Consider the following 21,581-nt stretch of genomic DNA (forward strand, 5'->3'; position numbering starts at 1 on the left):
TGGCCTAGGGTGGCTCGATGTCGACACCACGCATCGCGCCGGGGGGCCGCCGGGAGATCGGTCTCGTCAACCACCTGCTCAGCACCGCTGCCGGTCGCACGATCGGGTCGGGACCTCCGAACGTCTTCACGACGCTGGGTCGCCGCCGCGGCCTCTTCCGTGCCTGGCTGCTCTACAGCGCCACGATGATGCCCGGTGGGCGGCTCCCCCGGACCGACACCGAGCTCGTCATCCTGCACGTCGCCACGGTGCGGGAGTGCGCCTACGAGCGCCGCCACCACGAGCGCCTCGGCGCCCGCGTCGGGCTCTCCCGCGCGGAAGTCGAGCACGCCGGTGACGTGTCGTGGTCGGGGTGGAGCGAGCGCCAGCGCATCCTCCTGGCCGCCACCGACGAGCTGGTCCGCACCCGCGGACTCGGCGACGACACGTGGGCGTCGGTGCGCTCGATCCTCGACGAGGCGCGCACGATCGAGTGGCTCATGCTCTGCGGGCACTACGACGCGCTCGCGACCACCCTGCTGACCCTGCGCGTCCAGCCCGACTGAGACGCTCCCGTCGACGAGGGGTTCAGCGGTCGCGGAGCATCTCGGCGACGAGGAAGGCCAGCTCCAGCGACTGCTCGCGGTTCAGCCGCGGGTCGCACAACGTCTCGTAGCGACGCGAGAGGTCGTCGGCCGAGAGCCGCGCTCCCCCTCCCACGCACTCGGTGACGTCGTCGCCGGTCAGCTCGACGTGCAGTCCGCCGGGCCACGTCCCGAGGGAGCGGTGCACCTCGAAGAACCCGCGCACCTCGTCGATGACGTCGTCGAACTCGCGGGTCTTGTAGCCCGAGGACGCCTCGAAGGTGTTGCCGTGCATGGGGTCGCAGATCCAGGCGACGTCGATGCCGGCAGCGGTGACCTTCTCGACGAGGTGCGGCAGCAGGTCGCGGATGCGACCGGCGCCGAAGCGCGTGATGAAGGAGACCTTGCCGGGGGTGCGCTCGGGGTTCAGCTTCTCGTACAGCGCGATGGCGTCGTCGGGCGTCGTCGTGGGACCGAGCTTCACGCCGATCGGGTTGGCGATGTGGCTGAGCAGCTCGACGTGGGCGCCGTCGAGCTGTCGCGTGCGCTCCCCGATCCAGACGAAGTGGCCCGAGACGTCGTAGGGGCTCTGGGTCCGCGAGTCGATGCGGGTCAAGGCGTGCTCGTACTCGAGGACGAGCGCCTCGTGGGAGGAGTAGAAGTCGACCGAGTGGAACTCGTCGGGATCGACACCGATGGCGTCCATGAACGCCAGCGCGCGGTCGATCTCGGCCCCGACCCGCTCGTAACTGACCCCCACGGGGCTCCGCTTCACGAAGTCGGTGTTCCACACGTGCATCTGGCGCAGGTCGGCGTAGCCACCGGTCGTGAAGGCGCGTGCGAGGTTGAGGGTCGCCGAGGAGGCGTTGTAGACGTCGACGAGGCGCTGGGGGTCGTGCGCACGGGCCTCGGGGGTGAAGTCGAACCCGTTGACCGCGTCACCGCGGTAGGCCGGCAGGGTGACGTCGCCGCGGGTCTCGGTGTCGCTCGAGCGCGGCTTGGCGTACTGGCCCGCGAGCCGTCCCACCTTGACGACCGGGACGCTGGCGGCGTACGTCAGGACCACGGCCATCGAGAGCAGCACGCGCAGCTTGTTGCGCACGTTCTCGGCCGTGACCCCCTCGAAGGTCTCGGCGCAGTCGCCGCCCTGGAGCAGGAAGGCCTCGCCCCGCGCCACCGAGGCCAGGCGGTCACGCAGGTCGTCGCACTCGCCGGCAAAGACCAGCGGGGGCATCCGGCGCAAGGTCGCGACGGCAGCGTCGCGAGCGGCAGGATCGGCGTAGGTCGGCTGCTGCGCCGCACCCATCGCCCGGAGGTCGTCGAGGCTCGGAATGCTCACCCGCCAAGGATACGCGGGCCCACCGGGGCGACCGAATCGGCCGTCACCAGCCCGACGTGCCCGGCCGGGGTAGAGCGCCAGGTGGTCGGTGATGGGCACGAACGCCGGCGTCGGGTCGGGGTACGTCCAGGCCGCGTCCGGCAGGCGGAGCTCGCCGACCACGACGTCGAAGTAGCGGGCGCGACCCTTCCACTCGCACCACGAGCGGCGATCGCTCGGCACCAGCAGGTCGTCGTCGACGTCCTCCCACGGCAGGTAGTACGTGGGAGGGTGGCTCGTCTCGAGCACGCGCCAGGCACGCTCGGTGCGCGCGAGCACCGCGCCCCCGACCTCGACCACGATCCGCTCGTCGCTGCGCACCAGCGCCGGCGGACGGGGATAGTCCCAGACGTTCTCGACCGGACGCTCGGCTCGGCTCATGACGTCGACGCTACCCAGCACCCGGTCAGAGGGGCCGGATCTCCTCCCACACCTCGTCGGACTCCGCCTGCGCCCGGGCCCGCTGCTCGGCCCGCTGCTGCTCGCGCTCACGCTTCTTGGCGTCCTGGGCGTAGAGGTCCTCGTACTCCTGGCCGGACAGGTGCATGATCTCGTACATGATCTCGTCGGTGATGGCGCGCAGGATGAAGCGGTCGTCCTGCAGGCCCTCGTAGCGACTGAAGTCCAGCGGGGTGCCGAACCGCACCCCCGGGCGCGCGAGCTTGCCGAAGACCTTGCCCGGCGGCGCGATGACCTCGGTGTTGATCACCGCCACCGGGATCACGGGGACCTTCGCCTCGAGCGCGAGGCGCGCGACGCCGGTGCGCCCGCGGTAGAGCCGACCGTCGTGGGAGCGGGTGCCCTCGGGGAAGATGCCGCAGACCTCCCCCTCGGAGAGCAGACGCAGCTGCGTGGCGATGGCGCCGGCGGCTGCACTGCCGCTGGTCCGGTCGATCGGGACCTGACCCGATCCGGAGAAGAACTTCTTCTGGAACCACCCCTTGACGCCGGGCGTCTCGAAGTACTCCGCCTTCGCGACGAACGTGATCCGTCGCGGCAGCACCAGCGGCATGAACAACCAGTCGCTGTACGACAGGTGGTTGCACGCGAGGATCGCCGGCCCCTCGGTGGGGACGTTCTCGGTGCCCTCGGCCCATGGGCGGAAGATGACCCTCAACATCGGCCCCAGGGCCAGGAACTTCAAGAACCAGTAGAACACTCGGCGCCTCCTGTGCGTCGCCCGCACTCTACTCCGCCATCGGCCTGTTGCCGATGCACGCCATGGGAGAAGATGGGACCCATGAACGCCGACGTCTCCAGGCTCCCCGGATCCGAACCCTTCTCCGCGGACGGCGGACCGGTCGGGGTCCTGCTGAGCCACGGCTTCACCGGCTCGCCGGCCTCCATCGTCCCGTGGGGTCGCGCTCTCGCGGACCGTGGCCACACGGTGCGCGTGCCGCTGCTCGCCGGTCACGGCACGCGCTGGCAGGACCTCAACGCGACCCGCTGGACCGACTGGTACGACGGGTTGGAGCGCGAGCTCGTCGAGCTGCGCGAGCGCTGCGAGCGCGTCGTCGTCGGCGGCCTGTCCATGGGTGGTGCGCTCGCCCTGCGCCTGGCGGCCGACCACCCCGAGACCGTCGACGCGGTGGTCGTCGTGAACCCGGCGCTCGCCTCGGGTGACCCCCGCCTGCGCCTGCTCCCCGTCCTGAAGCACCTGGTGCCGTCGCTGCCGGCGATCGGCAACGACATCGCCAAGCCCGGTCAGGACGAGCACGCCTACCCGCGCACCCCGCTCAAGGCCCTGCACTCGGGGACGCAGCTGTGGCGGGAGACGGCCGACCTGCTCGGGGACGTCACCGCTCCCCTGCTGTTCCTGCGCTCACCGCAGGACCACGTCGTCGACGGACTGACCATCGACCTCGTGCGCGACCGGATCGGCTCCCCCGTGGCCGAGTTCGTGGAGCTGCCGCGCAGCTACCACGTCGCCACCCTGGACCACGACGCCGACCTCATCGTCGAGCGCTCCGCCGCCTTCATCGCGACGCACACGGGTGGCCACGATGGCTGATCCGCACGAGGACCCCCACCCCGACGCCCCGCGCGACGCCTTCGACGACATCGTCCGGGGTCTCGACATGGACTGGTCCGACCCGGGGGTCATCGCCTTCGGCACCCCGGAGTCGCAGACTCCCCCGGAGCTCGAGCGCGAGCCCGACCTCGACGCCGAGCCGGACCCGGTCGACGAGCAGTTCTACCGTCGCGTCGGGGACGGACCGGTGCGTCCGATCCACCGCGGGCGAGCGCTCGCGTGGGCCGGGGTGCTCGGCACCCCGGCGGTCCTCGCGATCTGCCTGGTGGCCGGCATCTGGATCTCCCGACCCGTGCTGCTGACCGCGGGACTCACCGTCGTCGCCGGGTCGATCTACTTGATCTCCCAGCTCCCCGAACGCGGACCCTCCCACCCGGACTGGCCGGACGACGGCGCCGTGCTGTGAGGCGCGCCATGTCGGCCGCGCCGACGAGGCCCGCCTCCGGTCCGAGGTGCGCGCCCACGATCCGCGCCGTCGGTCGGTAGCCCCGGCCGGTGAGCTGCTCCTCGTAGCTGGCCCGCGCCGGCGCCAGCAGCATCTCGCGCGCTGCGCTCGCGCCGCCGCCGATGACGAACATGCCGGGGTCGAGCGCGGCGGCGAGGTCGGCCATGCCGATGCCGAGCCAGTGCCCGACCTCGGCGATCTTCTCGCGGCACGACTCGTCGCCGTCCTCGGCCAGCGCCGTCACGTGCGGTCCGTCCACGGGCGCGTCACCGGCGACCTCGACGAGCCGACGACCGAGTGCGGAGTCCGCCTCGACCTCTGCCGCCGCGAACCGGCTGAGGACCCGGCCGCTGGCGTACTGCTCCCAGCAGCCGACGTTGCCGCACTCGCAGCGGCGACCGTCGGGCACGACACGCATGTGCCCGAACTCCCCGGCGATGCCGTACCTGCCCCGGTAGGTCTGGCCGTCGATGACGATCGCGCCGCCGATGCCCGTGCCGAGCGTGATGAGCACGAGGTCCGGCTCGTTCTGCGCGGCTCCGAACCGCCACTCCGCCCAGCCGCTGGCGTTCGCGTCGTTGTCGACCAGCACCGGAAGCTTCGTGCGTCGTGCGACCCGGTCACGCAACGGCTCGTTGCGCCACGACAGGTGGGGGGCGAAGACGACGGTCGACTGGGTGGCGTCGACGAAACCGGCCGCGCCGATGCCGATGGCCTTCACCACGTGGTTCTCGCGCAGGGTCTCGGTCACCTCGACGATCGCGTCGAGGACGGAGTCGGGGTCGGTGGTGGGGGTGCTGGTGCGGGTCCGCTCCAGGATCCGACCGTCCTCGTCGACCACGCCGGCAGCGATCTTCGTGCCACCGATGTCCACGCCGATCGCCAGGCGCTCGGCCAGGAGACGGGTCTTCTGCGGACGGGCGGGCGCGGGACGCTGGGTCGCCATCACTGTGCTCTCTCTCGGGTCGTCATAGGAGCGCGTCGTCCGAGGTCGGCCGCCCCCAGGAGTCCGGCTCGCTGACCGAGGGTCGCCAGCCGGATCTGCGCGGCTCGCCGGTGCCCTGCGGCCGGGAGGTGCGCCTCGAAGGCCTCGCGCACCGGCTGCAGCAGGAGCTCCCCGGCGGCGGCGACGCCACCTCCGACGGCGATGACGCGCGGGTCGAGGACAGCGACCAGGTCGGCACACCCCTCCCCGAGCCAGCGCCCGAGCTCAGCCAGGAGGTCGATCGCCAGGGGGTCGCCACCCTGCGCGAGCGTCGTGATCATCGGGCCCGTGACGCCGGAGTCGTCCGCAGCGCGGGCGAGGGCCGTCGTCCCTGGTCCACCGTCGGCGAGACGCTCGCGCGCTGCTGCCACGAGGGCCGAGCCGCTCGCGTACTGCTCGAAGCACCCGCGGCGACCACAGCCGCACGGGCGACCGTCGCGCACCACCCGCAGGTGGCCGATCTCGCCGGCGGCACCGAAGCCGCCGCGCACGAGCTCGCCCCGGTGCACGATCCCGCCCCCCACGCCGGTGCCGACGGTCACGAGGACCATGTCGTCGATGTCGGACCCGGCGCCGAAGCGGAACTCCCCCCACGCGGCGGCATTGGCGTCGTTCTCCACGACGACCGAGCGACCGGTGAGCTGTGCGAGCCGGCGACCGAGGGGTTCGTCGCGCCAGGCGATGTTGGGCGCGAAGGTCACCGTCGAGCGGTCGACGTCGACGAACCCGGCCGCCCCCACGCCGACGGTGGCCCGGGGGGCGATCTGGGCGTGGTCCGCGCTCAACCTCGCGACGAGGTCGGCGACGGCCTCGGCCACCTGGTCGGCGGCGGAGGGGGTGGGGACCTCCGCGGAGTCGAGGACCGTCCCGTCGGCCTCGACCAGGGCCGCGGCGACCTTGGTGCCGCCGATGTCGACGCCGATGGCCGGCTCGACGGCGGTCATCGGGGCGAGCCCGCGTCGCCGAGGACGTCCTGCGCGGTCCTCACCCACGCCAGCACGGTGTCGGCCGCCGTCTCCACGAGCTCGGGGTGCTCGCGCAGGAGGGTCGTGACCGGGCTCGGGACCGTGGACCGGGAGGCGAGCAGCTGGACGAGCAGCGCCAGCTCCTGGCCGACGGTGCCGACCTGCGCGTGGTCGGGCTCGATCGGCTCAGCCGTCACGCTCGACCCGTCGCTTGAGGCCGGTCAGGGCGGTGTCGATGATGACCTTCTCGGCCTTGCGCTTGAGCATCCCCAGCAGGGGGACGGCGACCTCGACGGCGAGGCGGTAGGTGACCCTGGTGCCTCCGTCGGCAGGCTCGAGCTCGTAGGAGCCGTCCATCGCCGTGAGCATGGAACCCTTCTCGGACAGGTGCCACGAGACGGCCTCGTCGCCCTGCCAGGTGTAGGACAGCTCGTACTCGTCCTTGATCGGCGAGGCGTCGAGGACGAAGTGCACCCGTTCGGGACGCTGCGCACCCTCGGCGGTGACCTCTGCGGACCGCACGCCCGTCGCCCACGACGGGTAGGAGTCGAAGTCCGCGATGACGTCCATGATCCGGGCGGCATCGGCATCGATGACGATGTCGCTGGCGGTCCTGGCCATCAGCTCTCCTGGGGGTCGTGGGAATGCGGGTCCATCGTAGAGGGGGGCGCAGGCGGGGCGGGCAGCACGGCGGCCGGACGGTGCATGTCGTGTCGGCGCTTGACGGACAGGATCCACCGCTTCACCGGGGCGACGTGCCGGCGGTGCGCCCTGCTGGAGGACGTCGCCCGCACCGGATCGGCCTGCAGGAACAGGTGGACGAGCGTGCCACCGTGGGCCTGCTCCAGCCAGATCTCCGACGTCCCCCGGACCGCTCCGCAGACGTCCCACCGCACACCGAGGAGCCCCCGGTCCTCGCGCACGGTGGCCACGATGCCGGCACCGGCCCACATCCGTTCGTCGCAGAGCTGGGGCCGCAGCACCGACGCAGGTGCCACGACGAAGGTCTGGTCGATCACGTCCAGCAACGGCATCGGTTCCACCTCCTCGGCACCCGGAGCGCGTCCGCGCTCGGGAGGTAGCCTGCCGTACGTGTCCTCCCCCGGTGCTCTCGACCTCGGCAACCTGACCCACGACGTCCTCGACCTGCTGGCGTCCCGCCCCGAGGCCGTCGTCCTCGCCCGACGCCGTGACGGCCAGTGGCACGACGTCACGGTCGAGCAGATGCATCGCGAGGTGACGGCGGTGGCCAAGGGGCTCCTCGCCGCCGGGGTCCGACCCGGTGACCGCGTGGCCCTCATGTCCAAGACGCGCTACGAGTGGACGATCTGCGACTACGCCATCTGGTGGGCCGGGGCCGTCACGGTCCCGATCTACGAGACCTCCTCGGCCGAGCAGGTCCGGTGGATCCTCGAGGACTCCGGTGCGGTGGCCGCCATCGCGGAGACCGCCGAGCACGTCGAGCGGATCGAGTCGGTGCGCTCGGGCACCGACCTGCGCCACGTGTGGGCGATCGAGGTCCCGTCGTCGGCCTCCGCGGCGGCGGTGGGTGCGGTGGACCATCTCACCGTCTCCGGTGCGGCCGTCGACGACGCCGACCTCGAGCGGGCTCGTGGCGGCCTGACCTCGACGTCCCTCGCCACGATCATCTACACCTCGGGCACGACGGGTCGGCCGAAGGGATGCTGCCTGACGCACGGCAACTTCCGCGCCGAGCTGGGCGGGGCCCTGGAGCGGCTGCCCGACCTCTTCGAGCGCGAGGGGGCCTCGACGCTGCTCTTCCTCCCCCTGGCCCACGTGTTCGCACGGATCATCCAGGTCGGGGCCGTCCGGGCCGGAGCGCGCCTCGGGCACACCGCAGACGTGACCGACCTCGTCGAGCACCTGGGTGAGTTCCAGCCGACCTTCGTGCTCGCGGTGCCGCGCGTCTTCGAGAAGGTCTTCAACAGTGCCAGCGCCAAGGCCTACGCCGACGGCAAGGGCAAGGTCTTCGACCAGGCCGTGAAGACGGCGATCGCGCGCAGCAAGTCACTCGACGACGGTCGACCCCGACCGGTGCTCAGGGCCCGTCACGCACTCTTCGACCGGCTCGTCTACGGCAAGCTCCGCCAGGCCCTGGGCGGGCACGCCGAGTGGGCCATCTCCGGGGGTGCGCCGCTCGGTGAGCGTCTGGCGCACTTCTACCGCGGCATCGGCGTCACCGTCCTGGAGGGCTACGGCCTCACCGAGACCACGGCGGCGCTGGCCGTGAACACCCCGACCGAGCAGCGGATCGGCACGGTCGGTCGTCCCTTCCCGCTCACCGAGGTCCGCGTCGCCGGCGACGGCGAGCTGCAGTTCCGGGGACCGCAGGTCTTCGCCGGCTACTGGGGCAACGACGAGGCCACGGCCGAGATCCTCGATCCCGATGGCTGGTTCTCCACCGGGGACCTCGGCGACGTCGACGCCGACGGCTTCGTCCGGGTGACCGGTCGCAAGAAGGAGATCATCGTCACCGCCGGCGGCAAGAACGTGGCACCGGCGGTGCTCGAGGACCGTGTGCGCGCTCATCCCTACGTCAGCCAGTGCCTCGTCGTCGGCGACGGGAAGCCCTTCGTGGCCGCGATGATCACCGTCGACCCCGAGGCGTGGACCGGCTCGCTGGAGGATCCCGAGCTGCAGGCGGAGATCCAGCGTGCGGTCGACGACGCCAACACGCAGGTCTCGCAGGCGGAGTCCATCCGGCGCTTCGTCGTGCTCGAGGACGACTGGACGGAGGACAACGGCTACCTCACACCGTCGTTCAAGGTGAAGCGCAACGCGGTGCTGCGCGACTTTCACGACAGGGTCGAGGCGTTGTTCGTCAGGTAGTCCTGCCAGCTCCGGGTGAGCTCGGCGATCCCGAGACCCAGGTGTCGCTCGGCCGCGGCCGCGGTGCCGTCCCCACCGACGACCGCCTCGTAGAAGGCGATGATGCGGTCCTCGTCGACACCGAGGTCCTCCAAGGTCAGGAAGATCAGCCACGCCGACTCGTAGACGGCGCCGATCCCGTGCTCGGCCGAGGCGAAGTCCTCCTCCGTCGGCAACCGCGGCGGCGGACCCTCGTCGCGCACGCGGCGCAGCGCCTGTGCCGCGCTGTCGCGGACCGGCACCTCGTCGTCGCGCAGGGCCACCCAGTCGGCGAATCCCTCGGCGACCCAGGGCTCGATCTGCGTGCCGACGACACCGGTGAGCTGGTGGACGGCCTCGTGGCTGACGACGACCTGGGCGGCCCGCTCGTCCATCGAGGCGAAGAGATCGGGATTGAGCACCACCACTCGCGGCGTGTCCGCCGTGCCGTCGACGGTCGTGGTGACGGCCGCGACCCGCTCCACCTGCTCGAGCGTGCGCCCGAGGAGAGCGGCCGCACCGTCCGCGGTGGCGGGCGAGACGACCGTCAGGACGTCGTCGCCGGTGGGCACCTGGGCGCGCACGGTGCGCGCTGCGCGCTCGGCGAGCCGGGCGACGTCGACCGTCGGGTCACCCCCGTCGACGAGGACCACGCGCGCGTCGTCGGCGGTGCGCAGCTCCAGGGGTCCGGCGAGCCACAGCGGCAGGGGGTCGTCGAGGGCGTCGACGCCGCGCAGGGCGACGTCACCGTCCGGCGTCCCGGTGAAGCGCAGCTCCACCTCGACCTCGCGGACCGTGGTGCCGGCGAGGACGGAGTCCTCCTCCGTGGTCCAGGAGACCCTGGCGCGCGCGGGCGCAGTGCCGTCCGGGCGGTCGGGGGCGGTCGAGACGTCGACGAGACGCAGCTCGACGGACCCGACCCCGAGGACCTCGCGGGCCTGCCACGCGTCGGCGAGGATCTCGCGGGAGCGCTCGTCGCCGTCGAGGGCGCCGGTGAAGGCTCGTTCGTCCTCGGCCGAGCTCATCGCCCGCAGCGCGAGGTCGAGGCGGTCCGACGCGTCGGCAGGGATGGCGGCGGCCGGGGCCTGCCCCTCGCTCGACCACGGCTGCTGCCAGAGCAGCAGGCCGGCCCCGAGCGCGAGCAGCACGAGTGCCGCGACGGCGTTGGCGGACGGCCGTCGCGGCACGGCCGTCAGCCGACTCGAGCGGCCCGGGTGAAGCCGTAGCCGATGCTCGTCACCTCGACGGGGCGCCGCGGGTTGGCGGCGTGGATGACCTGCCCGCCGCCGACGTAGATGCCGGTGTGCGACATGTCGCCGTAGAAGACGAGGTCACCGGGCTGGACCGCACTGATCGGGATCGACTGACCGGCGGAGTACTGTGCGCCGGCGACACGCGGGATGGAGACGCCCGCGGCAGCCCAGGCGCCCTGGGTGAGGCCGGAGCAGTCCCAGGCGTCCGGGCCCGTGCCGCCGTAGACGTAGCGGTCACCGAGCTGCGCGCGGGCGAACGCCACGGCCTTGGCGCCGCGACCGGAGACCTCGCTGAGGTCGATGTCCTCCAGCTCCATGCTCTGGTCGGCACCGGTCGCGGTGGCCTGCTCGGCGGCGTCCAGCTGGCGCAGCTGCGCCTCGACCTCGCGGTGCTCGGCCTCGAGGCGCTCCTGGCGCTCCTGCAGGCTCTCGCGGTCCTCGACGAGCTCGGCCTTGCGGTCCTCCAGTGCCGTGCGACGGTTCTCCAACGCGCGGGAGAGGTCGGCGAAGGCCTGCAGGCGCTGGGCCTGGGTGGTGTCGAGAGCGAGCTTCGCGCCGAGGCCGTCGATGAACGCCTCGGGGTCCTCGCTGCCGAAGAGGCTGACGGTCGCACCGAGCGGGGCGTCCATCTGCTGCCGCACGACGGACTGCGCGAGCACCTCACGCTGCTCGTCGTACTCGCCCTGCTGGGCGGCGATGTCCTTCTCGAGGGCGCGGATGTCGGCGGACGAGCGGTCGATCTCCTCGGAGATCGCGTTGATCTCCTCGTTGGCCGCGGAGAGCGCGTTCATCGCCTCGCGGACGTCGTCGGCGGTGACGTCGGGATCGGCGGAGGCCGCGGTGGCGATCAGGCCGGTGGTCAGGACGGTGGCGGCGGACACGGCGAGGACTCGACGGGTCCGCCCGGTGGTGTCGTGACGGGTCACGCACTCTCCTACTCCTCGTCGCCTACCGGGTGAGCTGACGGGTTCGGGCCAAGGTCTGCCCTACGGCGCCGTCGGGCGACGACTCCGATTCACCCCAGAACTGCACGTGGGTCCCCGGTCCGCGGCGGGCGTCTTCCCCACGTCCACCGCGATTCGGCGGCGCACCCGCTGCCGTCCAGGGCGGACGGCATACCACGAATGCACGATGCCCGAGTCTAGGGAACCCGTGGCGAGGCATCAACCGACCCGCTCACAGCGCGGACGAGTGTGATGCGGATCACCCGGCGTGGAGGTGGGGTGACGGGACCGGCGTCACGAGACGCAGCGGCGGCACCAGGCCGCCCCTCGCGAGCTCGTCGAGGGCCGCCACCTCCTCGGGGTCGAGGTGGACGCCCTCGGGCGGCGCGCCCAGCAGGACGGTGACGACGCAGTCGCCGCAGGCGCTCGGGCTCCGCACCAGGCAGGAGTCGCAGTCGATGACGACGGGTTCGGTGCTCATGGCGACGACGCTAGGGACCGTCGCCGACAAATCCGGGACGGTCTTGTCGGGAGCCGCGCCTAGCGTGCGGCACGTGCTCGGCATCCAGCAGTCCTTCGACGACCTCGGCCGCCCCCTGCGCGACGTCACCTTCTGCGTCGTCGACCTCGAGACGACGGGTGCGTCGGCGGCCAAGGGGTCCATGATCACCGAGATCGGGGCCGTCAAGGTCCGCGGCGGCGAGGTGCTCGGGGAGTTCCAGACGCTCGTCGACCCCGAAGGACCCGTCCCGGCCTTCATCACCGTCCTGACCGGCATCACGGACGCGATGGTGGTCGCGGCCCCGCGCATCGCCGAGGTGCTCCCGTCGTTCCTGGAGTTCGCCGCGGGCACGGTGCTGGTCGCGCACAACGCCCCGTTCGACACGGGCTTCCTCAAGCACGCCGCCCGACGGCTCGAGGTGCCGTGGCCGGCGTTCGAGGTCCTCGACACCGCGGTGCTCGCGCGCCGCGCCCTGCAGCGCGACGAGGTGCGCAACGTCAAGTTGGCCACCTTGGCGCGGCACTTCGGCGCGACCACGACGCCCGACCACCGCGCCCTGCACGACGCGCGCGCGACCGTCGACGTCCTGCACGGCCTCCTCGAGCGGCTCGGGAACCTCGGCGTCCACTCCATGGAGGACCTCGCCGGCTTCACGTCCCGCGTGACGCCCGAGCAGCGCCGCAAGCGCCACCTGGCCGACCCGCTCCCCCACGCGCCGGGCGTGTACCTGTTCCGCGACCGCAACGACGAGGTCCTCTACGTCGGCACCTCGCGCGACCTGCGCCGACGCGTCCGCGGCTACTTCACCGAGTCCGAGACCCGGACCCGGATGGGTGAGATGGTCTCCCTCGCCGAGCGGGTCGAGCCCATCGTGTGCGCCACCGCACTGGAGGCCCAGGTCCGCGAGCTGCGTCTCATCGCGGCCCACCGCCCTCCCTACAACCGCCGCTCGCGCTTCCCCGATCGCGTCACGTGGCTCAAGCTCACCCGGGAGCCGTGGCCGCGCGTCAGCGTCGTCGCGCGCGTCCTCGACGACGACGCCGACTACCTCGGACCGTTCCGTCGCCGCGCGCTCGCCGAGGAGGCCCTCGCCTGCCTGCACGAGGTCTTCGCCGTCCGACGCTGCGCCGGTCGACTCCCTCGCACCCCTCGCGGATCGGCCTGCGCGCTGGCCGAGCTCGGCCGGTGCCTGTCCCCCTGCGACGGGTCCGTCACGCAGGAGCACTACCAGGCCGAGGTCGTCCGGGTGCGTCGAGCGATGACGGCCGACCCGGAGGAGATCGTCGTCGCGCTGCGCGCCCGCATGCGCGAGCTCGCCGTCGACGAGCGCTACGAGGACGCCGGACGGTGGCGTGACCGGCTCGCGGCCCTGCTGCGCGGCGTCCACCGCACCCAGAGGCTGCGTCAGCTCGCCGGGCAGGCCGAGCTCGTCGCCGCGGCACCGGGCTCGGGCGGCTGGGACGTCCACGTCGTCCGCCACGGTCGGCTGTGCGCCTCGGGCGTCCTGCCCCCGGGACGACCCCCGGCACCCTTCGTCGACGCCCTCCTGTCCACGGCCGAGTCGGTCGAGCCCGGGCCGGGCCCGCTGCCGGCGGCCACGGCGGAGGAGACCGAGACCATCTTGCGCTGGATGGAGCAGCCCGGGCTACGGATGGCGCGCGGCGCCTGGCACAGCGACCTCGCCTCGGCGGCACGGCACCTCTCGCTGCTCCCGTCCTCGTGAGGGGTCGGCGATAGGCTGGGCCGGTGATCACCGCCATCGTCTTCATCGAGGCCGACGTCTCCCGCCTGGGCGAGGTCGCCGCGACCCTGGCCGACATCGACGGCGTGAGCGAGGTCTACTCCGTCACCGGTGACCTCGACCTCGTCGCCATGGTCCGCGTCAAGGACATCGACGACGTCGCCGCCGTCGTGGCGGACCGGGTCAACACCGTCGACGGCGTCCTGGCCACCCAGACCCAGATCGCGTACCGCGTGCACAGCCGTCACGACCTCGAGGACGCCTTCAGCATCGGCCTGTAGACGCCGCAGACCCCGCGCTCAGGGCAGGTGTCGCCTCGTGGCCTCGGCCCACCCCTGCAGGACGCGGCTCGCGGCCCCGGAGTCGATCGACTCGCGCGCCCGCTCGATGCCGCGGGCCATGGCGGCGTCGAGGTCGTCGAGGTCGCCGGCGTGGGCGGCCAGTGCCGACGCGGCGTTCATCAGGACGGCGTCGCGCACCGCGCCGGGCTCTCCCTCGAGCAGGCGACGGAAGACGGCGGCGTTCTCCTGCGGCTCGCCCCCGCGCAGCGCCTCCAGCGGGGACAGGTCGAGACCGAGAGCCCGGGGGTCGATCGTCGCCTCGCGGACCGCTCCCCCGGCGGCCACCCACGCCGTGGTGGTCGTGCTGACCGTGATCTCGTCGAGGCCGTCGTCACCGCGGAAGACCAGGGCGTCCGTCCCGCGACCGGCGAGCACTCCCGCCACGACCGGGGCCATGCGGCGGTCGGCGCACCCCACGGCCATGGCGGCGGGCCTGGCCGGGTTGGTCAGAGGGCCCAGCAGGTTGAACGGGGTGGGGATGCCGAGCTCGCGTCGCGGCGCGGCGGTGTGGCGGAACGAGGCGTGGAACAGCGGAGCGAAGCAGAACGTGATGCCGGCCTCGCGGTAGACGTCGAGCACGTTCTCGACGGGCACGTCGAGGCGGACGCCGAGCGCCTCGAGCACGTCGGCCGCGCCGCTGCTGGACGAGGCCGCGCGGTTGCCGTGCTTGACGACGCCGGCACCGGCCCCGGCGATGACCACCGCCGACATCGTCGAGATGTTGACGGTGTGCGCGAGGTCGCCGCCCGTGCCGACGATGTCGACCACGCGGTCGCTCACCTCCAGGCGTCGCGCGTGGGCGAACATCGTGTCGGCCAGCGCCGTGAGCTCGGCGACCGACTCCCCCTTCGCCCGCAGGGCGACGGCGAAGCCCGCGACCTGCGCGGCGGTGGCGTCGCCGGCGAGGATCCGCTCCATCGCCCAGGCGGCCCCCTCGGGCCCGACGTCGTCGCCCCGGACCAGGGGTCCGAGGACCGTCGGCCAGGTGAGCCCGGACGTGCTCGGCGAGGCGGCCTCAGGCACGAGCGAGCACACCGCGGGCGAGGTCGATGACGGCCTCGGCCAGTCGCATCGGCTCGATCGGGTGGGGCACGGCGGCCTCCGCGCGCGACCACGTCGCCAGCCACGCGTCCTGCGGACGTCCGGTCAGGACGAGCACCGGCGGTGCTTGGTAGATCTCGTCCTTCATCTGTCGAGCGATGCCGAGCCCGCCGGCAGGGACGGCCTCCCCGTCGACGATCACGAGGTCGGGACGATCACGACGCTCGTCCAGGTGCTGCCACACGACCGGCTCGGTCGCGACCTCGACGTACTCGAAGGGCGGGAGGTCGGGGTGCGGGCGGGTCCCGAGCGCTGCGACGACGGCGGCGCGCACGTCGCGATCGTCGCTGTAGATCAGGACGCGGAGGGCCTCGTGCTCAGTCACGATCGAATCGTACATAATGATCGCGTGGCGACTTCTTCCGTGATCCCTGCGTCCCGACTCCACGGCACCGAGAACCGGCCTTCCATGGTCACGGTGGGCACCGTGGTCTGGCTGGCGAGCGAGCTGATGTTCTTCGCCGGCCTCTTCGCTGCCTACTTCACGATCCGCAGCGTCGTGCCGGAGCTGTGGGCGCAGGAGACCCAGCTGCTCAACCTGCCGTTCGCCACCGTCAACACCACGATCCTCGTGCTGTCGTCGCTGACCTGCCAGTTCGGCGTGTTCGCCGCCGAGCGTGGCCGCGTGGGACGCGCCGGCGGCCTGCTCGACGTCAAGCAGTGGGGCATGCGCGAGTGGTTCGTCACCACCTACGTCATGGGCGCGATCTTCATCGGCGGACAGACCTTCGAGTACGCCGAGCTCGTCCACAAGGGCCTCACGCTGCAGTCCTCCGGCTACGGCTCGGTCTTCTACCTCGCCACCGGCTTCCACGGCATCCACGTCATCGGCGGGTTGCTCGCCTTCCTGCTCGTGATCGGCCGCACCTTCGTCGCCCGCCGCTTCACCCACGAGCAAGCCATCAGCGCGATCGTCGTGTCCTACTACTGGCACTTCGTCGACATCGTGTGGGTGGCCCTGTTCTTCGCCATCTACGTGATCCGCTGACCCTCACGCCTCGTCCCCAGCAGCCCACAACCAGACCCCCCAGCAGCCTGCCTACCAGCGGGTATCCTGGAACCACCTACCCCAGAAATGAGGTCCTCGGTGCGGACTCTGTCGACCCGACGCCGCCATCGCCTGGCGGGCCCCGCCGTCCTGCTGCTCGGACTGCTCGCCGCTGCTGCGGTGTACGCCGTCGTCCAGTACGCCGTCCTGTCCCCAGCCACGGCCGAGACCGACACGGTCAGTGCCCGTGACGTCGAGGCCGGCCAAGAGCTGTTCCTCGTCGGCTGCGCGAGCTGCCACGGCGTGAACGCCCAGGGCATCGACACCCGGCAGGGGGGCAACTACGGTCCGCCGCTCATCGGTGTCGGCGCAGCATCGGTCGACTTCCAGGTCGGCACGGGACGCATGCCGATGGCCCAGAGCTCACAGCAGGCGCCCCGCAAGGCCCCGGACTACACCGAGGAGGAGACCCGCCAGCTCGCGGCCTACGTCGCCTCGCTCGGTCCCGGACCGGCCATCCCCGAGGAGCGCTGGCTCGACTACGCGGCCGCCACCGAGGAGGACGTCACCCGCGGCGGCGAGTTCTTCCGCACCAACTGCACGGCGTGCCACAACTCGGTCGGAGCCGGCGGCGCGCTGCCGAGCGGACGCTACGCCCCGCAGCTCGACGGCGTCAGCGCCAGGCACATCTACCAGGCGATGCTCACCGGTCCGCAGCAGATGCCGTCCTTCAGTGACGAGGTCATCTCCCCCGAGGACAAGCGCAACGTCATCGCCTACATCAAGGCCGTCCAGGACGAGCCCAGCTACGGCGGCGTCGGTGGCCGCCTCGGACCCGTCGTCGACGGCATCTACGTCTGGATCGTCGGAATCGGCGGGCTGGTCCTGTTCGCGATCTGGATCGGCGCCCACGGAGCGAGAGTGAAGAAGAAGTCATGAGCGACGATCTGGACAAGAGCGGCCGCGACGGCGAGAACCTCCCCGCGGCCGACCCCATCGCCGACCCGGGGTTGCCCGAGCACCAGTGGCGCCCCACCGACGTCGACCCCGCCCAGGAGCGGCGTGCCGAGCGTCAGGTCACCGGCATGTTCCTGACCGCGGCCCTGCTGTTCGTGCTGTTCGTGGTGGCGTACTTCGCCGTCGAGGTCGACGCGATCATCTTCGACTACTCGGCGTCCAACATCGCCCTCGGCGTCACGCTGGGCGGTGGCCTGCTGCTGATCGGCATGGGCATCATCCAGTGGGCCAAGAAGCTCATGGCCGACCACGAGATGGTCGAGATGCGCCACCCCGCGGCCTCCTCGAAGGAGGACCGCGAGGCGGTCATGAAGGACATCAACGCCGGCATCGAGGAGTCCACCCTCGGCCGTCGCCCGATGATCCGCAACAGCCTGCTGCTGTCCCTCGGTGCGCTGGCAGCGCCGTCGGTCGTGCTCCTGCGCGACCTCGGTCCGCTGCCCTACGACCAGGAGAGCACCGTCTGGGAGCCGGGCATGCGCGTCGTCAACGACGTCTCGGGCCTGCCGATCCGGCCCTCGGAGATCGAGGTCGGGCAGCTGGTCAACGCCCAGCCGGCGATCTTCTTCCCCCAGGACGGCGAGGAGGAGGCCGAGATCTCGGGCCACTCGCAGCTCGCACCGAAGGCCAAGGCCGCCGTGATCGTGGTGCGCATGCGCCCGGAGGACATCACGCCCGAGGCCGGCAAGGAGAACTGGGGCATCGACGGCATCCTGTGCTTCTCCAAGATCTGCACGCACGTCGGTTGCCCGATCAGCCTGTGGGAGCGTCAGACGCACCACCTGCTGTGCCCCTGCCACCAGTCGACCTACGACCTCGCGGACAACGGAAAGGTGATCTTCGGTCCAGCTCACCGGCCGCTTCCCCAACTTCCGCTTATGCTGGACTCGGAGGGTTACTTGGTTGCACAGAGCGACTTCCTCGACATCCAGGGACCGAGTTACCCGGAGATTGCCCGTCACCAGGAGAAGTTGGATTCTGAGTCATGAGCGCCACCTACACCCCCATTGAGAACACTCCGGGCGGCAAGAAGGCCGCCGGCCCGGTCGGCTGGCTCGACGACCGTCTCGGTCTGGCGGGTGTGGCCAAGAAGAACCTGCGCAAGGTCTTCCCCGAGCACTGGTCGTTCATGCTCGGCGAGATCGCGCTCTGGAGCTTCGTCGTGCTGCTGGTCTCCGGCGTCTTTCTGACGTTCTGGTACCAGCCGAGCATGGCCGAGGTCGTCTACGACGGCTCCTACGCGCCCATGCGCGGCCTGGAGATGTCCGAGGCGTACGCCTCGACCCTGCACATCTCCTTCGACATCCGCGGTGGCCTGCTCATGCGGCAGATCCACCACTGGGCGGCGGCGCTGTTCATCGGAGCGATGCTCGCCCACATGCTGCGCGTCTTCTTCACCGGCGCCTACCGCAAGCCGCGCGAGCTCAACTGGCTGATCGGCATCGGCCTGCTCTCCCTCGGCATCATCGAGGGCTTCGCCGGCTACTCCCTGCCGGACGACCTGCTGTCCGGCACGGGCCTGCGGATCGCCGAGGGCATGATCCTCTCGGTCCCGGTCGTCGGTTCCTACCTCTCGTTCTTCATGTTCGGTGGGGAGTTCCCCGGCGACGTGATCATCCCCCGCCTCTACATGGCGCACATCCTGTTGATCCCGGCGCTCATCCTCGGCCTGATCGCCGCGCACATGCTGCTGCTCGTCTACCACAAGCACACGCAGTGGCCCGGGCCCGGACGCACCGAGAAGAACGTCGTCGGCTACCCGATGTTCCCGGTCTACGCGGCCAAGGCCGGCGGCTTCTTCTTCGTCGTCTTCGGCTTCACCGCCCTCATGGGTGCGCTGTTCCAGATCAACGCGGTCTGGGTGTACGGGCCGTACAACCCCGCCGAGGTCACCGCCGGCTCCCAGCCGGACTGGTACATGGGCTTCGCGGAGGGTCTGCTGCGCCTCATGCCGAACTGGGAGAGCACGATCCTCGGCTGGACCTTCAGCTGGAACGTGATGATCCCGGGCCTGGGTGGCATGGCCTTCCTGTTCACCGCCCTCGGCGTCTGGCCGTTCGTGGAGCGGTGGATCACCGGTGACGAGCGCGAGCACCACCTGCTCGAGCGTCCCCGCAACGCCCCGACCCGTACCGCCTTCGGCGTCGCCGGCATCACCTGGTTCGGCCTGGCGTGGATCGCCGGCGGTAACGACATCATCGCCACGCAGTTCGGCCTCGACGTCTACGCCATGATCCGCTTCCTGCAGGTCGCGATCATCGTCGGTCCGATCCTGGCCTTCGTCATCACCCGTCGCATCTGCATCGGGCTGCAGCGTCAGGACCGCGACAAGGTCCTGCACGGCTACGAGACCGGCATCATCGAACGGACTCCCGACGGCGGCTACTCCGAGCGTCACCAGCCGCTGCCCGAGCTCGACCGCTACACGATCACGGCGCACGACCGGGCTCCGGCCCTCGAGGCCGCCGGCGAGACGGACGAGAACGGCGTGGCCGTCCCGGCGTCGCGGCGGGCGAGGCTCAAGGCGCGCGCACGACGCTTCTACTGGGAGGGCGTGGTCGACAAGCCCACGGCCGAGGACGTGGAGCACGCCGACGAGCACCTGGGCGAGTTCGACGGCCATCCGGCGGCGCTCGGCCAGGAGTTCCGCGGAGTCTCGGAGACCGGCGTCCCGAAGTCGCACTGAGCGGTTCCTCTGCGACAGAGGCGCTGGCTGAAGCCCCCTCCCCCACGGGGAGGGGGCTTCGTCGTGTCGAGCTGGTCGCCGAGATCGCCGCGAGGGTGCCTACGACCTGAGCGGTCTGCACGGTGGACCTGGTGATCGTCCTGGGCGACGTCGAACGGCCGGCTGAGGACTCCCTCAGCCGGCGAGGGCCGAGCCGGCCTTCCAGGTCTCCCAGTCGACGTTCCAGTCGGTCCAGCCGTTCTGTGCCTCCAGCCCGCGGGGGCTGTTGGTGTAGACGACCACGTCGCCACGCTTGGAGTTCTGGTACAGCCACGAGGCGTCCGCGGTGCTCATGCCGACGCACCCGGCACTCACGTTGGCACGTCCCTGGGACCCGACGGACCACGGGGCGGCGTGGATGAACTCGCCGGAGTTCGTCACGCGCATCGCCCACTTCACGTCGCTCAGGTTGTAGTAGTCGGGGTCGTCCTCGGAGACGCCGGTGCTCGCGGCGTCCATGTCGACGGAGTCGAACTTCTCCATGATGACCTTGATGCCGTTGCGGGACTCCTTGCCCGAGCGTCCGGTGGAGACCGGCATGGTGCGCACGACCTGACCGTCCCTCTCCACCGTCATGGTGTGACGGGCGGTGTCGACGGTGGTGATGACGCGCGAACCGACCGTGAAGGAGACCTCCTGGTCCTGCTGACCGTAGATGCCGTTGCCGGCGGGCAGGCTGTTGACGTCGAGCGCGACCGTGACCTCCGTCCCGGCGGGCCAGTACTCCTTGGGGCGGTAGTGCACGACGTTGTCGCTGTACCAGTGCCACGAGCCCTCGACGTCGGCGTCGGTGCGCACGTGCATGTTCTTCTCGAACAGCTCGCGCTCGGTGACGGGGAGGTCGAACCGTACGACGATCGGCATGCCCACGCCGACCGTCTCACCGTCGATCGGCGAGACCGCCGGATAGGTCTGCTCGTCCAGCGAGAGGGCGACGGTCGTGAACGTCGCCTCGAAGGGGGTCTCGCCGTCGTCGTTGACGCCGGTCGCCCGTACCACGTAGACCGTGGCAGGCTCGAGCCGGTCGGTCGCTACCCACCGCTCGCCGCTGCCCTCGCCCTCGATGGTCTCCTCACCGTCCTCGCTCGTGACGCTGACGTCCTCGAGCGTGCCGTCGGTGGCGGTGAGCTCGACGAGCGTGTCGACGACTACGTCGGCGGCGTCGGCCTCGACGTTGGTCTGGAACGTGACGTCGACGGGCTCTCGCTCGACGACATCACGCACGGCGTCGGCGGAGCAACCGGCGAGCACGACTGTGCCCACGAGGACAGGCAGGACCAGGCGATTCACTCGATCAGGGTACGTGATCGAACCGCGCGGACCGAACCCGTGCCGTCAGTGAGCGTGCACACCCCGGTAGTACTCGAAGACCCAGCCCAGCACGGTGACGGTGCCGAAGACTGCGCCGATGATGAACAACCACCACCCGATGACGGTGCCGAGCACCATCGTGGCGAGGGTTCCCGCGGCGTAGAGCGGCCACCAGCTGTAGGGCGGGAAGAAACCCTGCTCGCCGGCACCGTCGGCGATCTCACCGTCGCTGCGGTCCTCGGGACGGTCGTCGATCTGCTTGGCGACCACGTAGAGGTAGAAGCCGAGCAGTGCGCACAGCAGGAACGTCATGACCAGCGCCGTCGTCCCGGTCCAGTCGGCGGTCAGGAACCAGTAGACCGGGGCGATGAAGGCGAAGAAGATGCCCGTGGAGGCGATGGTCCAGTACTCGACCTTCATCG

At 71.2% G+C, this 21,581-nt stretch carries 24 protein-coding genes, 1 pseudogene and 1 riboswitch; of the genes and pseudogenes, 10 read left to right on the forward strand and 15 right to left on the reverse strand.

The features are described from left to right. Positions 1-17 precede the first annotated feature (17 nt). Complete coding sequence (locus ABD213_RS02485) at positions 18-545, forward strand: carboxymuconolactone decarboxylase family protein (protein ID WP_344323870.1); 528 nt, start codon at positions 18-20, stop codon at positions 543-545. A gap of 22 nt (positions 546-567) precedes the next feature. On the opposite strand, the gene ABD213_RS02490 is transcribed toward ABD213_RS02485, so the two are convergent. The 3 genes and pseudogenes from ABD213_RS02490 to ABD213_RS02500 all read right to left on the reverse strand — a co-directional run bounded on the left by ABD213_RS02490 (position 568) and on the right by ABD213_RS02500 (position 3,100). After that, a complete protein-coding gene (locus ABD213_RS02490) occupies positions 568-1,902 on the reverse strand; it encodes a class II 3-deoxy-7-phosphoheptulonate synthase (protein WP_344324683.1) in 1,335 nt (444 codons plus the stop codon). Between the two features lie 78 nt (positions 1,903-1,980). Beyond that, positions 1,981-2,322 (reverse strand): annotated as a pseudogene (locus tag ABD213_RS02495) (DUF427 domain-containing protein); the annotation flags it as partial. A gap of 25 nt (positions 2,323-2,347) precedes the next feature. Beyond that, a complete protein-coding gene (locus ABD213_RS02500; protein WP_344323872.1) occupies positions 2,348-3,100 on the reverse strand; it encodes a lysophospholipid acyltransferase family protein in 753 nt (250 codons plus the stop codon). A gap of 81 nt (positions 3,101-3,181) precedes the next feature. On the opposite strand from ABD213_RS02500, the gene ABD213_RS02505 reads away from it, so the two are divergent. Next, complete coding sequence (locus ABD213_RS02505) at positions 3,182-3,952, forward strand: alpha/beta hydrolase (protein ID WP_344323875.1); 771 nt, start codon at positions 3,182-3,184, stop codon at positions 3,950-3,952. After that, the gene (locus ABD213_RS02510) at positions 3,945-4,379 is read left to right on the forward strand and encodes a hypothetical protein (protein ID WP_344323877.1); all 435 of its coding nucleotides are present in this window, start codon (positions 3,945-3,947) and stop codon (positions 4,377-4,379) included. Before ABD213_RS02505 ends, ABD213_RS02510 begins: the two co-directional genes overlap by 8 nt. Here ABD213_RS02510 and ABD213_RS02515 read toward each other — a convergent pair. The 5 genes from ABD213_RS02515 to ABD213_RS02535 are packed head-to-tail and all read right to left on the reverse strand — an operon-like array spanning position 4,285 to position 7,402. Next, on the reverse strand, positions 4,285-5,364 hold the full coding sequence (locus ABD213_RS02515) for an ROK family glucokinase (RefSeq protein WP_344323879.1): 1,080 nt from the start codon (positions 5,362-5,364) through the stop codon (positions 4,285-4,287). The two genes, ABD213_RS02510 and ABD213_RS02515, sit on opposite strands and share 95 nt — an antisense overlap. Further along, complete coding sequence (locus ABD213_RS02520; RefSeq protein WP_344323881.1) at positions 5,364-6,347, reverse strand: ROK family glucokinase; 984 nt, start codon at positions 6,345-6,347, stop codon at positions 5,364-5,366. Before ABD213_RS02520 ends, ABD213_RS02515 begins: the two co-directional genes overlap by 1 nt. Continuing rightward, positions 6,344-6,565 (reverse strand): hypothetical protein, encoded by a 222-nt coding sequence (locus ABD213_RS02525; protein ID WP_344323883.1) that lies wholly within the window; start codon positions 6,563-6,565, stop codon positions 6,344-6,346. Before ABD213_RS02525 ends, ABD213_RS02520 begins: the two co-directional genes overlap by 4 nt. After that, a complete protein-coding gene (locus ABD213_RS02530; RefSeq protein ID WP_344323886.1) occupies positions 6,555-6,989 on the reverse strand; it encodes an SRPBCC family protein in 435 nt (144 codons plus the stop codon). Before ABD213_RS02530 ends, ABD213_RS02525 begins: the two co-directional genes overlap by 11 nt. Continuing rightward, positions 6,989-7,402 carry a hypothetical protein gene (locus ABD213_RS02535; RefSeq protein ID WP_344323888.1) on the reverse strand — a complete coding sequence of 138 codons (414 nt, stop codon included), beginning with the start codon at positions 7,400-7,402 and terminating at the stop codon, positions 6,989-6,991. The genes ABD213_RS02530 and ABD213_RS02535 overlap by 1 nt, the downstream gene beginning before the upstream one ends. 58 nt (positions 7,403-7,460) lie before the next feature. On the opposite strand from ABD213_RS02535, the gene ABD213_RS02540 reads away from it, so the two are divergent. Further along, entirely contained in the window at positions 7,461-9,218 is a 1,758-nt protein-coding gene (locus tag ABD213_RS02540; protein WP_344323890.1) for an AMP-dependent synthetase/ligase, read from the forward strand. Here the strand turns inward: ABD213_RS02540 and ABD213_RS02545 are convergent. The 3 genes from ABD213_RS02545 to ABD213_RS02555 form a co-directional block, all read right to left on the reverse strand. Further along, complete coding sequence (locus ABD213_RS02545) at positions 9,185-10,423, reverse strand: gluzincin family metallopeptidase (RefSeq protein ID WP_344323892.1); 1,239 nt, start codon at positions 10,421-10,423, stop codon at positions 9,185-9,187. The two genes, ABD213_RS02540 and ABD213_RS02545, sit on opposite strands and share 34 nt — an antisense overlap. Before the next feature lie 5 nt (positions 10,424-10,428). Next, positions 10,429-11,415: a C40 family peptidase gene (locus tag ABD213_RS02550; RefSeq protein WP_344323894.1), complete on the reverse strand. Its 987-nt coding sequence runs from the start codon at positions 11,413-11,415 to the stop codon at positions 10,429-10,431. A gap of 4 nt (positions 11,416-11,419) precedes the next feature. Next, positions 11,420-11,556, reverse strand: a riboswitch (cyclic di-AMP (ydaO/yuaA leader). Positions 11,557-11,692: 136 nt separating this feature from the next. Further along, on the reverse strand, positions 11,693-11,914 hold the full coding sequence (locus ABD213_RS02555) for a hypothetical protein (RefSeq protein ID WP_344323897.1): 222 nt from the start codon (positions 11,912-11,914) through the stop codon (positions 11,693-11,695). 73 nt (positions 11,915-11,987) lie between these two features. On the opposite strand from ABD213_RS02555, the gene ABD213_RS02560 reads away from it, so the two are divergent. Both ABD213_RS02560 and ABD213_RS02565 read left to right on the forward strand, forming a co-directional pair. Then, a complete protein-coding gene (locus tag ABD213_RS02560) occupies positions 11,988-13,658 on the forward strand; it encodes a DEDD exonuclease domain-containing protein (protein ID WP_344323899.1) in 1,671 nt (556 codons plus the stop codon). Between the two features lie 23 nt (positions 13,659-13,681). Continuing rightward, positions 13,682-13,957 carry an Lrp/AsnC family transcriptional regulator gene (locus ABD213_RS02565; RefSeq protein WP_344323901.1) on the forward strand — a complete coding sequence of 92 codons (276 nt, stop codon included), beginning with the start codon at positions 13,682-13,684 and terminating at the stop codon, positions 13,955-13,957. 18 nt (positions 13,958-13,975) lie between these two features. Here the strand turns inward: ABD213_RS02565 and trpD are convergent, their stop codons facing one another. Together trpD and ABD213_RS02575 are read right to left on the reverse strand one after the other, a co-directional pair. After that, positions 13,976-15,040 (reverse strand): anthranilate phosphoribosyltransferase, encoded by a 1,065-nt coding sequence (gene trpD / locus ABD213_RS02570; protein WP_344323903.1) that lies wholly within the window; start codon positions 15,038-15,040, stop codon positions 13,976-13,978. Beyond that, positions 15,033-15,443, reverse strand: coding sequence for a response regulator (locus tag ABD213_RS02575; protein WP_425546009.1), 411 nt, complete (start codon positions 15,441-15,443; stop codon positions 15,033-15,035). Before ABD213_RS02575 ends, trpD begins: the two co-directional genes overlap by 8 nt. A 24-nt stretch (positions 15,444-15,467) precedes the next feature. Here ABD213_RS02575 and ctaE point away from each other — a divergent pair, with 24 nt between their 5' ends. The 4 genes from ctaE to qcrB all read left to right on the forward strand — a co-directional run bounded on the left by ctaE (position 15,468) and on the right by qcrB (position 19,809). Next, positions 15,468-16,106 carry an aa3-type cytochrome oxidase subunit III gene (ctaE, locus tag ABD213_RS02580; RefSeq protein WP_486303320.1) on the forward strand — a complete coding sequence of 213 codons (639 nt, stop codon included), beginning with the start codon at positions 15,468-15,470 and terminating at the stop codon, positions 16,104-16,106. A 99-nt stretch (positions 16,107-16,205) separates the two neighbouring features. Beyond that, positions 16,206-17,045: a cytochrome bc1 complex diheme cytochrome c subunit gene (gene qcrC / locus ABD213_RS02585; RefSeq protein WP_344323907.1), complete on the forward strand. Its 840-nt coding sequence runs from the start codon at positions 16,206-16,208 to the stop codon at positions 17,043-17,045. Continuing rightward, positions 17,042-18,112 carry a cytochrome bc1 complex Rieske iron-sulfur subunit gene (qcrA, locus tag ABD213_RS02590; protein WP_344323909.1) on the forward strand — a complete coding sequence of 357 codons (1,071 nt, stop codon included), beginning with the start codon at positions 17,042-17,044 and terminating at the stop codon, positions 18,110-18,112. The genes qcrC and qcrA overlap by 4 nt, the downstream gene beginning before the upstream one ends. Then, positions 18,109-19,809 (forward strand): cytochrome bc1 complex cytochrome b subunit, encoded by a 1,701-nt coding sequence (gene qcrB, locus ABD213_RS02595; RefSeq protein ID WP_344323911.1) that lies wholly within the window; start codon positions 18,109-18,111, stop codon positions 19,807-19,809. Before qcrA ends, qcrB begins: the two co-directional genes overlap by 4 nt. A 174-nt stretch (positions 19,810-19,983) precedes the next feature. On the opposite strand, the gene ABD213_RS02600 is transcribed toward qcrB, so the two are convergent. After that, complete coding sequence (locus ABD213_RS02600; RefSeq protein WP_344323913.1) at positions 19,984-21,138, reverse strand: L,D-transpeptidase; 1,155 nt, start codon at positions 21,136-21,138, stop codon at positions 19,984-19,986. A 45-nt stretch (positions 21,139-21,183) separates the two neighbouring features. Further along, positions 21,184-21,579 carry a cytochrome c oxidase subunit 4 gene (locus tag ABD213_RS02605; protein WP_344323915.1) on the reverse strand — a complete coding sequence of 132 codons (396 nt, stop codon included), beginning with the start codon at positions 21,577-21,579 and terminating at the stop codon, positions 21,184-21,186. Positions 21,580-21,581: the final 2 nt, after the last annotated feature.

The organism is Aeromicrobium halocynthiae (genome assembly GCF_039531385.1).
GTDB lineage: Bacteria > Actinomycetota > Actinomycetes > Propionibacteriales > Nocardioidaceae > Aeromicrobium > Aeromicrobium halocynthiae.

Excerpts from the sequence above, each read along its gene's own strand:
- ABD213_RS02605 (WP_344323915.1), bottom strand. The coding sequence starts at position 21,579 with ATGAAGGTCGAGTACTGGACCATCGCCTCCACGGGCATCTTCTTCGCC.
- ABD213_RS02520 (WP_344323881.1), bottom strand. The coding sequence starts at position 6,347 with ATGACCGCCGTCGAGCCGGCCATCGGCGTCGACATCGGCGGCACCAAG.
- ABD213_RS02485 (WP_344323870.1), top strand. The coding sequence starts at position 18 with ATGTCGACACCACGCATCGCGCCGGGGGGCCGCCGGGAGATCGGTCTC.
- ABD213_RS02535 (WP_344323888.1), bottom strand. The coding sequence starts at position 7,402 with ATGCCGTTGCTGGACGTGATCGACCAGACCTTCGTCGTGGCACCTGCG.
- qcrA (WP_344323909.1), top strand. The coding sequence starts at position 17,042 with ATGAGCGACGATCTGGACAAGAGCGGCCGCGACGGCGAGAACCTCCCC.
- ABD213_RS02555 (WP_344323897.1), bottom strand. The coding sequence starts at position 11,914 with ATGAGCACCGAACCCGTCGTCATCGACTGCGACTCCTGCCTGGTGCGG.
- ABD213_RS02510 (WP_344323877.1), top strand. The coding sequence starts at position 3,945 with ATGGCTGATCCGCACGAGGACCCCCACCCCGACGCCCCGCGCGACGCC.
- ABD213_RS02505 (WP_344323875.1), top strand. The coding sequence starts at position 3,182 with ATGAACGCCGACGTCTCCAGGCTCCCCGGATCCGAACCCTTCTCCGCG.
- qcrB (WP_344323911.1), top strand. The coding sequence starts at position 18,109 with ATGAGCGCCACCTACACCCCCATTGAGAACACTCCGGGCGGCAAGAAG.
- ABD213_RS02530 (WP_344323886.1), bottom strand. The coding sequence starts at position 6,989 with ATGGCCAGGACCGCCAGCGACATCGTCATCGATGCCGATGCCGCCCGG.
- ABD213_RS02515 (WP_344323879.1), bottom strand. The coding sequence starts at position 5,364 with ATGGCGACCCAGCGTCCCGCGCCCGCCCGTCCGCAGAAGACCCGTCTC.